General features: G+C 31.3%; 13 protein-coding genes and 2 tRNA genes. 4 read left to right on the forward strand and 11 right to left on the reverse strand.

Annotated features, from left to right (window positions below; all coding sequences use genetic code 11):
* The 10 genes from NZ841_00145 to NZ841_00190 form a co-directional block, all read right to left on the reverse strand.
* Nucleotides 1-429 carry a prepilin-type N-terminal cleavage/methylation domain-containing protein gene (locus tag NZ841_00145; protein MCS7201186.1) on the reverse strand — a complete coding sequence of 143 codons (429 nt, stop codon included), beginning with the start codon at nucleotides 427-429 and terminating at the stop codon, nucleotides 1-3.
* A 109-nt stretch (nucleotides 430-538) separates the two neighbouring features.
* Nucleotides 539-973 carry a type II secretion system GspH family protein gene (locus NZ841_00150; GenBank protein MCS7201187.1) on the reverse strand — a complete coding sequence of 145 codons (435 nt, stop codon included), beginning with the start codon at nucleotides 971-973 and terminating at the stop codon, nucleotides 539-541.
* Nucleotides 974-1,057: 84 nt separating this feature from the next.
* A complete protein-coding gene (locus tag NZ841_00155) occupies nucleotides 1,058-1,786 on the reverse strand; it encodes a sigma-70 family RNA polymerase sigma factor (protein MCS7201188.1) in 729 nt (242 codons plus the stop codon).
* On the reverse strand, nucleotides 1,783-3,006 hold the full coding sequence (locus NZ841_00160) for a type II secretion system F family protein (protein MCS7201189.1): 1,224 nt from the start codon (nucleotides 3,004-3,006) through the stop codon (nucleotides 1,783-1,785). Before NZ841_00160 ends, NZ841_00155 begins: the two co-directional genes overlap by 4 nt.
* 5 nt (nucleotides 3,007-3,011) lie before the next feature.
* Nucleotides 3,012-4,094: a type IV pilus twitching motility protein PilT gene (locus NZ841_00165; protein MCS7201190.1), complete on the reverse strand. Its 1,083-nt coding sequence runs from the start codon at nucleotides 4,092-4,094 to the stop codon at nucleotides 3,012-3,014.
* A gap of 15 nt (nucleotides 4,095-4,109) precedes the next feature.
* A complete protein-coding gene (gene gspE / locus NZ841_00170; GenBank protein ID MCS7201191.1) occupies nucleotides 4,110-6,593 on the reverse strand; it encodes a type II secretion system ATPase GspE in 2,484 nt (827 codons plus the stop codon).
* 5 nt (nucleotides 6,594-6,598) lie between these two features.
* On the reverse strand, nucleotides 6,599-7,120 hold the full coding sequence (locus tag NZ841_00175; GenBank protein MCS7201192.1) for a YqeG family HAD IIIA-type phosphatase: 522 nt from the start codon (nucleotides 7,118-7,120) through the stop codon (nucleotides 6,599-6,601).
* Nucleotides 7,121-7,123: 3 nt separating this feature from the next.
* A complete protein-coding gene (gene mltG / locus NZ841_00180; protein ID MCS7201193.1) occupies nucleotides 7,124-8,200 on the reverse strand; it encodes an endolytic transglycosylase MltG in 1,077 nt (358 codons plus the stop codon).
* The gene (locus NZ841_00185) at nucleotides 8,109-8,417 is read right to left on the reverse strand and encodes a DUF1292 domain-containing protein (protein ID MCS7201194.1); all 309 of its coding nucleotides are present in this window, start codon (nucleotides 8,415-8,417) and stop codon (nucleotides 8,109-8,111) included. Before NZ841_00185 ends, mltG begins: the two co-directional genes overlap by 92 nt.
* Nucleotides 8,418-8,454: 37 nt before the next feature.
* Nucleotides 8,455-8,544, reverse strand: a tRNA-Leu gene (locus tag NZ841_00190).
* Nucleotides 8,545-8,663: 119 nt separating this feature from the next.
* Between NZ841_00190 and NZ841_00195 the strand changes: the two genes are divergently transcribed.
* The 3 genes from NZ841_00195 (at nucleotide 8,664) to ftsH (ending at nucleotide 11,943) form a co-directional block, all read left to right on the forward strand.
* Nucleotides 8,664-8,739 (forward strand) — tRNA-Met (locus NZ841_00195).
* Nucleotides 8,740-8,744: 5 nt separating this feature from the next.
* Nucleotides 8,745-10,118, forward strand: coding sequence for a tRNA lysidine(34) synthetase TilS (gene tilS, locus NZ841_00200; protein MCS7201195.1), 1,374 nt, complete (start codon nucleotides 8,745-8,747; stop codon nucleotides 10,116-10,118).
* Between the two features lie 7 nt (nucleotides 10,119-10,125).
* A complete protein-coding gene (gene ftsH, locus NZ841_00205) occupies nucleotides 10,126-11,943 on the forward strand; it encodes an ATP-dependent zinc metalloprotease FtsH (GenBank protein ID MCS7201196.1) in 1,818 nt (605 codons plus the stop codon).
* On the opposite strand, the gene NZ841_00210 is transcribed toward ftsH, so the two are convergent.
* The gene (locus NZ841_00210) at nucleotides 11,940-12,536 is read right to left on the reverse strand and encodes a tetratricopeptide repeat protein (protein ID MCS7201197.1); all 597 of its coding nucleotides are present in this window, start codon (nucleotides 12,534-12,536) and stop codon (nucleotides 11,940-11,942) included. The genes ftsH and NZ841_00210 overlap by 4 nt on opposite strands.
* Nucleotides 12,537-12,593: 57 nt before the next feature.
* Between NZ841_00210 and NZ841_00215 the strand changes: the two genes are divergently transcribed.
* Entirely contained in the window at nucleotides 12,594-13,523 is a 930-nt protein-coding gene (locus NZ841_00215; GenBank protein MCS7201198.1) for a 1-phosphofructokinase family hexose kinase, read from the forward strand.
* The last annotated feature ends 40 nt before the right edge of the window (nucleotides 13,524-13,563 follow it).

Genomic DNA, 13,563 nt, shown 5'->3' on the forward strand with positions numbered 1-13,563 from the left:
TTATCTCTCTCCCATAATAACAATTCTATTTGAAAGAAGCAATAGTCTTTTATAATTATACCTATTCCTTACTATCAATGTATATGAATTTTCTACTGGGTCATAAGTATATGTTATTCTGTAATAATTGTTATTTTCATCAGAATAGGGCATATTATTATAAGGATTTTGGGGCATTTCTCCCCCTGGAAGATACTTTTTTATCGCTTCTTTTAACTCATTAAGAGAATTTGCTCTAGGATAAATACCCTTTGTGTCTGTAGAATACATCTCAATAGAGGTATGTAAAACTCTTAATGCATTTACTGCAGTATTTTCTCTTCCTTTTTCTATAAAGTTATAGTACCCGCCAATTCCTACTATTGATAATATAGCAATAATAATTATAACTATAAGAAGTTCCACTAAAGTAAAACCATTTTTAAGCATATTTTTTATCTCCCCTAATTAATATGAGGCCCTTATATAAGAACTTGATATAAAAAGGGGGAAAGATATTTCTCCTTCCCCCTTTTGAATTTCAAAATTTTTAAATAAGCTATTGTGTTGTTCCTTGGCTAGAAACTTGAATTACTGTCTTTGTGTTATCTTTTGCAAATCCTGTTATAGTATAGGTGGTTCCATCGGAATCATATCTAATTCTATATGCGTTTTCGTTACTGAGTACACTGTTTCCACTTGGGTTACCAAAGGCATATGGTTGATTTGTTGATGGATTCTTGGGAAATTCTCTGCCTGGTAGATAACTCTTGAAAGCAGTAGAAGTAAATTGGGTTGCTGTAGGATAATATCCTTGATTATCTGTCGCATACATTTCAAGAGATGTCTGAATTGTCTTTACTGCACTTCTTACCGCAGATTCCCTTGCTTTCTCAGTTGCTCCCATAAAGTTTGGAAGAGCTACTGCAGCCAAAATGGCAATAATTACAATAACAACCATTAACTCAATAAGAGTAAATCCCTTTTCTCTCATCCTTTACACCTCCTTTCTATTATCTATTTTACTACTTTTATAAAAATTATTCCAAAAGAAAAGGGATTTTTGTCACAAATTTTTTTAAAAAATTTCCTTAGTTAATATTTCTTTTAATTTTTTTAGTGCATTTTTTAGTAATTTTGATACTTGTCCTTGAGAAATTTTTAAGTTTTTTGCAATTTCTGATTGGGTAAGGTCGTAATAAAAAATATAGTAAATTATTTTTCTTTGAATCTCTGGGAGAGAATTTATAGCCTGTTCTAAAGCAATCCTATCTTCGATAGGAAGTTGAAAGGAAACTAATCTTTCACTCTTTATCTTAGATAGATCTATTTCAAAATCTTCATCTTCTAAGGATAAAGAATAAAGAGCTTCTCTTGTTCTTAATAATTCCAATACTCCTTCTTCTTTTAAATTCATTCTTTTTGCAATTTCTTTTGTATCTGGAAATCGTTTTTCTTTTTCTAAGAATTCGTAAATAATCTTTTCCAATTCAAAAATCAGACTTTTAACAGTTTTCGGTATTTTAATCCTAGAAACTTTATCTCTTAAATAGTGAGTGATCTCTCCTCTTATAAAAAAAGATGCATATGTTGAAAATTCTCCCTTTTCAGGATCATAATTTTCTATAGCTTTAATAAGACCAATATATCCTTCTTGAATTAAATCCTCAAGAGGTTCATTATAATCAGTAAATTTTTTTGCCCAATAATACACTAAATTACTGTTTTTCCTAACTATCTCTTCTAAAATCTTTTGATCCCTATTTTTTTTATATTCTTCTAAAAGTTTTAAATTAGTATCAATCATTTTATATATTGGAACATAGTAAATATGGGAAGATAGAGAGAAATAAGTATTCCTCCTGCAAGCCCACCAATTACTACTAACATTAAAGGTTCAATAAGAGAAGTCAAGCTTTCTATGGAATTCGCCAATTCTCTTTCATAGAAATCTCCAATTTTATTTAACATTAACTCTAAATTTCCAGATTCCTCTCCCACTGATATCATATGAATCACCATAGGAGGAAAAATTTTACTATCTCTTAAAGGAGGAGCAATTTTCTCTCCTTCTCTTATCCTTTTACTAGCACTAATTATTGCCTTTGAAAACACACTATTTCCTACAGTTTGAGATACTAATTCTAAAGCTTGAAGAATAGGAACTCCTGTTTTTATTTGAGTTGCAAAAACTCTTGAGAAATTAACTATAGCACTTTTTTCTATAAGAGACCCCAGAAGAGGAGTTTTCAGAAGGTAAGCATCTATTTTTTCTTTTATTTTTGGATTTTTTATTGCTCTAAATCCCCCATATATAAGACTAAAGAATACTCCTGAAACTATTAAAAAATTCTGTCTTAAAATTATGCTAATTTTTAAAATGATCGCAGTAGGAAGAGGTAATGGAGCACCCAGACTTTCAAACATATTGGCAAAGGTTGGAACCAAGAATATTAAAAGCCCTGCGGTAACTAAAATTGCAAAGATCAAAATTGCTACAGGATAAGTCATTGCAGATCTTATCTTTCCTCTTAATTCTTGTTGCTTTTCAAGTGTTGTTGCTAATCTCTCAAGAGTTTCATCTAAGGTTCCTGATGCCTCTGCAGCTTTTATCATGTTAGTGTAAAGTTTTGAAAAAACTAAAGGAAATTTGCTAAGAGCTTCAGAAAGAGCCATACCTTCGTCCACACCTTTTTGTATCTCTCTAACTATTGTTCTTAATGCTTTACTTTCTGTTTGCTCCGCAAGAATCTTTAACGCCGTAGCCATAGATAAACCTGAATTTATCATAGTAGCAAACTGTCTTGTAAATATAACAAGATCATTTAACTTTACCTTTTTAGGTTTTTCTTCTTTACTGAAAGCTAGAGAGAAAAGACCTCGTTTTTTCTTTTCTTCAATCTTTACAGGTAAAAGTCCTTTTTCTCTTAAGAAATTTGCTACCTCTCTTATATCTTCCGCCTCTATTTCCCCTCTGACTAATTCTCCCCTAATATTTCTTGCATTATATTCAAAGGACTTAGCCAATTAAATCACCTCCTGGCCTCACCCCATAAAAGCCTTATAAGCTCTTCTTTGTTAACAGCCCTTTGAAGGGCAACTTCCTCAGTAACAAGATTTCTTCTAACCAAATCTGCTAAAGACTGATCCATTGTCTGCATTCCTAATTTCCCACTTGTTTGAATAACATTATAAATTTGAGGAGTCTTAGCTTCCCGAATCAAACTTCTCACCGCGGGAGTAGCTATTAATATTTCAACAGCAGGAACTCTCCTTGTTCCATCCTTTGTGGGTAATAACTGTTGAGATATTACTCCTTGAAGAACTCCAGAAAGCTGAACTCTAATCTGTTGTTGCTGATGGGCTGGAAATTGATCTACGATCCTTTCAACACTCTGGACTGCGTCTACAGTATGCAATGTCGCCATAACCAAATGCCCTGTTTCTGCTGCAGTAATAGCAATTGAAGTTGTCTCTAAATCTCTCATCTCTCCTACTAAAATTACATCAGGATCTTCCCTTAATGCAGATCTTAAAGCATTAGCAAAAGAATGAGTATCTGTTCCTACTTCTCTCTGGTTAACTATGGACTTTTTATGAGTATGAAGATATTCTATAGGATCTTCAATAGTTATTATATGTTTACTAAAGTTTGTATTTATGTAATCAATCATTGACGCCAACGTCGTAGATTTTCCACTTCCTGTGGGCCCTGTAACTAAAATTAATCCTCTAGGTAGACTTGCTAATTCCTTAAGTACAGGTACAGGAAGACCTAATTCCTGAAAACTTGGAATTTGCCAAGGTATAAGTCTAAAAGCAGCTGCAACACTATTCCTTTGAAAAAAGGCATTAACTCTAAATCTTCCTTCTCCCTTTACTCCCACAGAAAAATCTAATTCTCTTTTTTCTTGAAATCTTTGTTTATTTTCTTCGGTAAGAAGACTAAATATTAACTCAATAGTATCCTGGGGAGTCAAAGGAGAATATTGAGATTGAGGAATTAACTGCCCTTTAATTCTAAAGATAGGTGGGACTCCTACTGTTATATGCACATCAGAAGCATTCTTTTTAATAGCTTCTTGTAAAATATCTATCATAGAAAAATTTGGCATAATCTAAACCTCCTTTTAATCAGCAGCTGTCACTCTCATAACCTCTTCAATAGTAGTAATACCTTCTAAAACTTTAAAAAGACCATCTTCCCTTAAAGTATTCATACCCTTTCTTCTTGCAGCTTCTCTAATAGTTTCCTTTGACACTTTCTTCAAAATTAACTCTCTTATATCATCATCAATAACCATAACTTCGTGAATTGCAGTCCTTCCTTTGTATCCTCTATTATTACAATTAGAACATCCCTTACCCTTATAAAGGGTTATATTTTTAACATCAATATGAAGATGGCTTTCTAAAATTTCCAACTCCTCAGAAGTGGGCTCATAAGAGGTTTTACAATTCGGACATATTTTTCTAACTAATCTTTGAGCCACAGCACCTAGTAAAGAAGAGGAAATTAAAAAGGGCTCAATTCCCATATCAATTAAACGAGTAATAGTAGATGGGGCATCATTGGTATGTAAGGTAGAGAGAACTAAATGTCCTGTTAATGCCGCTTGAATAGCAATTCTTGCTGTCTCTTCATCTCGGATCTCACCAACAAGAATAACGTCAGGATCTTGACGAAGAATTGATCTTAAAGCAGCAGCAAAATCTAACCCTGCTTTAGGATTTACCTGAACCTGATGAATTCCAGGTAGCTGGTACTCCACAGGATCCTCTACAGTAATTATGTTTATATCTGGTGAATTTATCATATTAAGAGATGCATAAAGAGTTGTAGATTTTCCACTTCCTGTAGGCCCAGTTACTAATATAATTCCATATGGGGTTTTGAGCATTTTTAGATATTTTTTATAATTTTCTTCTCTAAATCCTAAGCTCTCTAAAGATAGAGAAATTTCACCTCTTCCTAAGATACGAAGAACTACTTTTTCTCCAAAGACTCCTGGCAGTGTGGAAACACGAAAATCATAAGTATTTCCTTTAATTACCATTTTTATACGACCATCTTGAGGTACTCTTCTTTCTGCAATATCCATATCACTTATTATTTTTATACGAGAAACAATAGGAGCATGATATTTTTTGGCAAAGTTAGCAACTTGATGCAATATTCCATCAACTCTAAATCTTACTCTTACTCCTTTCTCCATAGGTTCTATATGGATATCGCTTGCTCCTTGATCTACAGCTTCCAAAAGTAGACTATTAACTAATTTTGCTGTTGGTCCAGTTTCTTCTCTTATTTCTTCTTCCGAAACTTCTAAAGTTTGCGTTTCTTCTTCAACCTTTGTGAAATCTTCTATTATTTCCTTCATTTCTTGACTTTTCCATAGTCTGTTTATTACTTCTAAGAATTCATTTTTGGGAACTACTACAGGTTCTACTTCGCTCTTTGTAATCATTTTTATATCATCTAATGCCATAATATTTGCGGGATCTACCATAGCAACCACAACCCTATTATTTTCTTTATAGAGAGGAAGAATTAAATCTTGTTTTGCTTTAGAAAAGTTGATCATTTTTGCTATTTCAGGATCAATTTTTATCTCTTTCAAAGACTTAAAGGGAAATCCTAATTGTATACTCAATACCTGTGCAAGTTGATAATCATTTATATATTTAAGTTCAAGCAATGTTTCTCCAAGAGGTTTTGCTCTCTTATGGGATTCTTCAAGAGCAATTTCTAACTGCTCTTTTGTTATTATACCCTCTTCAATAAGAATTTCCCCTAACAATTTTCTTCTCGGAACCCTTGTAGCCTTTTCTGACCTCAGTAAGGCATCTCCTCGAGGAAGAGTATCTTTTACTGCACCAATTATTTTCTCCATAATAAGTTTAGATTTACTTCTTTCTTCTTTTTTACTTTCCTCAGTTTCCTCAACTTCTTTGATAACGCTATTTTCCTCTATTATTTTTTCTTCTGGCTCTTCAAAATTAACTTTCTGTACTTCTTCTACTATCTTCTCTATACTCTCTAAATCTTCCTCTTTTAACTCTATTACCTTTTCTTCAGTTTCCTCTACTATTTCCAGCTCTTCTTTCTCAACATTTTCTATTTTCTCTTCCTTTAATTCAATAATTTTTTCTTGCAAGTCTACAACTTCTGATTTCTCCATTATTAAGGTTTCTTTTTTTAAATTATCCTTAGATGAAACATCTAAAATATAGGGTACTACAGAATAGCCTGTTATAAGAACAATATCATCCACTGCAGCAGGATTTATAGGAAGAGTAAATCCAACATGTAGAGTCTTATTTTCAACTTTTAAGGGTATAAATTTATAAAACTTAGTAAGGAAAGAAGGAATAATTTTTAAGGCTTCAGGATTTGGTTCAGGATTTTCAATACTCATGATCTTCCATTTTAGAATTTCAGAAATAATCTTTATTAATTCAGAAGGTTCTAAGATATTTTGCTCAAGGAGAATTGTTTGTATGTCTTTATTAGAAATTTGCAACATATTAACAAGTCTTTTATAGATTTCTCCTTCTAAAATATTTCTTTCCCTTAGAAAATTTAATATTTTCTCATCAAAGGGTTTAATCAAATTTGCTAAGCCTCCTCTGTTAGTTCACCCTTTTTTATCCAGATTTTTATAAAAAGATTTTCCAAAACTCTAACAGTCCATTTTTTTATCCATATTTCATTTCTATTTAGTGGTGAGACCAAAATAGTATACATTCCCAATCTATTTCCTCCCCATATATCTGTTAATATTCTATCACCAATTACTAAAGTTGTCTTGGGGGAAGTTTTAAGTATGTTTAGAGCTTTTTTAAAAGCTCTATTTCGTGGTTTTAATGCGCCTCCAATAGCAGGTATTTTTGTTATTGTTGAATAATATTTAACTCTCTTTAAAGACCAGTTATTAGATATGATAATTATCTTAAAACCAATTTTTTTTATATACTCTAAAAATTCTAAAGTTTTTGAATCTATACCTTTTTCATTCCACGGAACTATAGTGTTATCAAGATCAAAAATTATTCCCCTAAAGCCTTCTTTATATAGATTCTCAAAATCTATTTTAAAAATGGAATGAATATATCTTTTGGGTTTTAATTCTTTCAACATTTCTTATTTTTTTTGCTTTTGAAATTCTAAATGTTCTTTATAATTCTTTGTAAAATAATGACTTCCATCCCCTTTAGAAACAAAAAACAAATAATCTCCCTCGGGATATAATACTGCTTTTAAAGAAGAAAGAGAAGGAGAAGAAATGGGAGTTGGGGGAAGTCCATGATAAATATAAGTATTATATGGAGAATCTATCTTTAAGTCTTCATAAGTAAGAATTGCTTTTTTAAAATTAAAGATATATTCAACAGTAGCACAAGACTGTAATTTATATCCTTTCTTTAACCGATTAATAAAAACTCCCGCGATTAATGGTCGTTCTTCTTCGAGTTTTCCTTCTTTTTCAACAATTGATGCTAAAATTACCCAATCATTAAGAGAAAAGTTTTTCTTTTCTAATTCCTTTCTCCAGTTCGGAATCTCTTTATTTATTTTTTTAAAAAAAGTATCAATCATAGTTAAAATAATATATTCTTCTTCTACATCCCTTGGGAAATAATAGGTTTCTGGAAAAAGGTAGCCTTCTAAAGAAGATGGAAGATCCTCTGGAAAATACTTTTTAATTCCTCTTATTTTATCAGGATTTTTAGAAAGATTTATAAATTCTTCCCTTGAGATATTTAGTTTATCAGACAAAATATAAGATATATCTTCTAAATTTAAACCCTCAGGAATTGTAACTTTAATTACTAAAGTATCTCCTCGAGAAAGTTTCTTAAGTATCTCTAAAATACTAAGTCGGGGTGAAAGTTCATAATAACCATATTTTAATCTTTCTTCCACCCCAAGAATTTTACACCAGAACCAAAAAATAAATTCAGAGAAAATTAAATTTTTCTCTTTTAGAAGATGTCCAATTTCTAAAGCAGAACTTCCCTTCGGTATATAAAATACTATTTTTTCTCCTTTATTGAAATTTCGTGGAATTATACTAATAGCAAAAAATAGAGCAAAAAATATTAAAAAGAAAAAGAGTAGAATTAAATTACTCTTCTTCCAAATCTTCCTCGTCCAAGTCTTCCTCCCATTCTTCTTCTTCCAAAGCTTCCACAACTCTTTCAAATTCGTCTTCGTCATCAATTTCCTCAAGACTTTCAATGTAATATTCACCATCTTCCTCAGAAATTCTACAACGAAATACATAAATTTCTTCGGGATCATTAGAAGACTTGGGAGAAAGTAAAACATAAGTCTTTTCATCAACTTCTACAAAATCTCTAATAATATACTCATACTTTTGCCCATTCTCATCTTCAAGAATCAAAATGTCTTCTTCATATTGATGTTCTGCCATAAATCACCTCATTAAAAAAATTTTAAGGGATTAAAAATGGTGCCGGAGGCCGGACTCGAACCGGCACGGGTATTGCTACCCTCTGGATTTTAAGTCCAGTGCGTCTGCCAAATTCCGCCACTCCGGCAGAATTTTTAATCCTCTTTTCGAAAGAAAGTTTATCACAACTTTTTTATTTAGTAAAGAGAAAATTGAAACTTGTTTTTATATTAACTTTTAGTGTATAATACATTTACAAGATTTTTAGGCGGTGTAGCTCAGCGGTTAGAGCACACGGTTCATAACCGTGGTGTCCAGGGTTCGAATCCCTGCACCGCCACCATAAAAGTGAAAAACAAAAGAGTTTTAGATCCTTTAGAATATAAAGTTTTAGAATTCATAAATAAAGAGTCGCTTTTAAAACCTTCAGACTCCATTTTAATAGGAATCTCAGGAGGAAGCGACTCTTTTGCTCTTTCTCATATTCTTTTTAACCTTTCTCATATTTTTAACTGGAAATTATCTTTAGCTTATGTTGAACATTTTATAAGAAAAGATACCTTCATAGAAAAGGATCTTATCAAAAAATTTGCAGAAAAAAGAAATTTACCATTATATTTCCTAGAGGTATCTAAAAGATCTTTAAAAGAAAAAGAATTAAGAGAAGAAAGGTATAGGCTATTAGAAAAATTAGCCGAAGAAAAAGGACTAGACAAAATTGCTTTGGGACATACTTTAGATGACCAAATAGAATCCATTATCATGAATTTTTTAAGAGGTATGGGACTTAAAGGGTTAGTAGGGATTCCTATAAAAAGAGGTAAATTTATAAGACCCTTGCTTAATATTAAAAAAGAAGAAATTAGAGAATATTGTAAAAGAAATAATATAATTTATCATGAAGACTATACCAATTTTCTTCCCATAACCTTAAGAAATAAAATCCGTTGGCAATTAATTCCATTTCTTCAAGAAATTTCAGAACATTTTCCAGAAAGTCTAATAACCCAGAAAAAAATTGCAGAAGAGGAAGAGAAATTTTTAAACAAATTCACAGAAGATTATCTGAATAAAGAAGTAGTCAAAAAAGAAGATTATCTTGAAATAAATTTATCAACATGGAAAGATTTAGCATTTCCTATAAAATTTCGAGTTCTCTCTCAAGTATATAGTGGTCTTAATAAAAATCTTTCTTCAAGAGCTATTACGAAAATTATTTTGCAAATAGAGAAACCAAAGGAGGGCTTTTTAGGTAAAATAAATTCTATTGAACTATATAAATCAAAGAATAAGATTTTAATAGTTCCTCTAAAAAAATATGATCAATATTCTATAACATTAAAAATTCCAGGACATGTAGAACTTCCTACTGGAGAGAAGCTTATTGCAGAAGTGGTTGATAGAGAGAACATTAAAAATATTGATTTTCAAAATCCTTTTCATGTGTATTTTGACTATGATAAAATAAACTTAGAAGAGTTAACAATAAGAACTTGGAAAGAGGGAGATAGATTTAAGCCCTTTGGGCTCGGAGGAAGGAGTAAAAAATTGCAAGATTTCTTTATAGACAGAAAGATACCTCGATTTAAGAGGAATTTGATACCTTTAATCCTGGGAAAAAATGAAATTCTTTGGATTGTTGGAATAGGAAGAAGTGATTTAGCAAAAATCGATGAGAATACAAAGAAAATACTTTATATTAAAGTAGAAAAGGAGGTTTAGTATAAAATTGAAGAATATTATGCAAAAATTAATTTTCCTAATTTTAATTATAGTCTTGATATATACCTTTATAAATCCGCCTTTAAATATAAATAAGGGTGCTATAGAGATAAATTATTCTGAATTCTTAAGAAATATTGAAAGAAACGAGATAGCAAAAGTTACTATTAGTGATAGAGAGATCGAAGGAATTTTCAAAAATGGAACAAAATTTTCTGTTACAATTCCTATTCAAGATTCGAAAATAATTGATAAATTAATAGCCCATGATGTAGAGATAGAAGTGAAACCCCCAGAAACTACCCCTTTATGGTTAAATGTTCTTTTAGGATTTGGACCATATTTATTTGTATTTTTCCTTATGTGGCTTCTTCTTCGTCAGCTTCAAGGAAGCAATAATCAGGCTTTTTCCTTTGGAAGAAGTAGAGCTCGAATCTTCTTAGATAATAAACCAAAAGTTACATTTGCAGATGTTGCAGGAGCGGACGAAGCAAAGGAAGAATTAAAAGAGGTAGTAGAATTTCTCAAAAATCCCCAAAAATTTCGTCAATTGGGAGCAAAAATTCCCAAGGGTATTCTTCTTGTGGGACCCCCAGGAACAGGAAAAACCTTATTAGCAAGAGCGGTAGCTGGAGAAGCTAATGTTCCCTTCTTATCCATTAGTGGATCCGAGTTTGTAGAAATGTTTGTTGGAGTTGGAGCTGCAAGAGTGAGAGATTTATTTAATCAAGCAAAAAGATTATCTCCATCTATTGTATTTATAGACGAGCTGGACGCTGTAGGTAGACATAGAGGAGCAGGACTTGGAGGAGGACATGATGAAAGAGAACAGACTTTAAATCAACTCTTAGTAGAAATGGATGGCTTTGATGAAAATACCAATGTTATAGTTCTTGCAGCTACAAATAGACCCGATATATTGGATACTGCTCTTTTAAGACCAGGGAGATTCGATAGAAGAGTAGTCGTGGATAGACCAGATTTAGAAGGAAGAAAAAAAATTCTTGAAGTTCACATGAGAGGAAAACCTATAGCAAAGGATGTTAATATAGAAGCATTAGCAAAGGGAACCCCTGGTTTTGTAGGAGCTGACTTAGCAAATTTAGTAAATGAAGCTGCAATTTTAGCTGCAAGGAGAAATAGAAAAGAAATTACTATGCAAGACTTTGAAGAAGCAATAGAAAAAGTTATTGCAGGACCAGAGAAAAAGAGTAGGATCATAAGAAGTAGCGAAAAGGAAATTGTAGCTTTTCATGAATTAGGACATGCCTTGGTAGGAAAAATACTTCCAAAAGCTAATCCTGTGCATAAGGTAACTATAATTCCTCGAGGATTAGCTCTTGGATATACATTACAAATGCCAGAAGAAGATAGATATTTATTAACAAAGGAAGAACTAGAATCAGAAATTGCTGTATTATTAGGTGGAAGAGCAGCAGAAGAATTAATCTTTGGACAACCCACTTCAGGTGCTGCTGATGACCTTAAGAGAGCAGTAGAACTTGCAAGAAAAATGGTATGCGAGTTTGGAATGAGCAAGAAATTGAAAAATCTTTCTCTTGGAGATCAACATTCTGAAGTTTTTCTAGGAAAGGATCTAATGCAAATTAGAAACTTCAGTGAGGATACAGCAAAAACCATCGATGAAGAAATAAAAGAAATAATCGACTCAGCATATAATAGAGCATTCAATATCTTAAAAACCCATGAAAATGTACTAAGAGAGTTATCTAAAATACTAATAGAAAAAGAAACTTTAGAAGGAGAAGAAATTGATAGATATCTGAAAAATTTTGAAGTTCAAGGTACTACTTTAAAAAATTAAGATTTTTCTTTAATTTCTTTTGCTTTTTCTCTTAATTGTTGGATTCTCTGAAAAATTTGCCAATCCTGAGGATCAAAGGCTCTAAATTTCTTAATTTCTTCTTCTGCTTCTTTTAATTTTCCTTCCTTTATAAAAACTTCAATAAGATTATCTCTTGCAGCAGCATTTCCAGAATCAAGTTCTAGGACTCTCTTAAGAAGTAACTCTGCTCTTTCTAAATTTCCAGATATATACTCAGTCCATGCTAATCCTCTTAAATATTCTGGATTTTCAGGAGATAACTCTAATGCTTTTAAAAAACTTATTTTCGCAATTTCTATATTATTTTCTGCGAGATAAACAAATCCCAAAAGATAATAATATAGAGGATTAAAAGGATCCAAATCTATACTTTTTGTCAACAATTCTTTTGCTTTCTCATAATTTTTAACCCACAAATATAGATCTGCTAAAGTTATTCTAATCCATTGAGATAAATCAAAATCATGAATTTCCTTTAGAAGTTCCTCATATAAGGAAATAGCTTTTAGAAGTTTTCCCTGTAATTTATAATCATCCGCTAACTTTAAAATTTCCTCTATATTATCAAGCATAGATTAAGTATAATATGCAGAAAGAAAAAAGAAAAGAGAAAAAATTGGAGGGAATTTATGATTCTCACTGTTACTTTAAATCCTAGTTTAGATTTAACTTTATTTTTATCCAAATTAAGAATAGGAAGAGTTCACAGATCTGATAAAGAAATTTTAATTCCAGGTGGCAAGGGAATAAATATCTCAAGAACATTAAAAATCTTTAATGAAGATACTTACGTTCTTGGAATATCTGGAGGAAAAACTGGAGAAATATTAGAAGAAGAATTAAGAAAGAGAGAAATTCCCTTTGACTTTGTAAAAATGAAAAAGGATATACGTTTTGCTGTTGGGATAATAGAAACTGAAAACAAAAGACCCACAACAGTTATAAATGGAAGAGGACCTGAAATTTCTATGGAAGATATTTATGAGCTTAAAGAAAAATTTAAGAAATTAATTATAAATTCTAAATTTGTAGTTCTTTCTGGTAGTATCCCTCCAGGAGTTCCTTCAGATATATACTCAGAGTTATTAGATATTTCAGGAAATTATCCTGTGATTAAAGTGCTAGATGCTCAAGGGGATGCATTAAAAATCTCTCTTGAGAAAAAGCCAGATATTATAAAGCCAAATAGAGAGGAGGCAGAAGAAATTTTAGATTTTTCTATAAAAACTAAGAGAGATTTAAAAAGGGCAGGATATTTTTTTAAAGATAAGGGAATTAAATATTCTTTAATAACCTTAGGAGAAAAGGGAGCATTTCTTGCCACAGAAGAAGATATGTTTTTTGCTACTTTACCTCCTATTAAAGGATTCAACTGGGGAGCAGGAGATGCATTTCTTGCAGGCTTTATAATAGGTATTAAAAATAATGATCCTGTTTACGCCTTGAAACTTGCCTACTCTACAGCATATATAAAAATTCAGAAGTTAGAGCTTAAGAAAGAAGATATATCATTAATTTTCAATCTGTTAAATAAAGTAGAAATACAAAAAATAATTTAATAAAAATCTTGACCAATTAAAAGAATTATGATAAGAATAT

It is taken from the genome of Dictyoglomus sp. (assembly GCA_025060475.1).
In the GTDB taxonomy this organism is placed as follows: domain Bacteria; phylum Dictyoglomota; class Dictyoglomia; order Dictyoglomales; family Dictyoglomaceae; genus NZ13-RE01.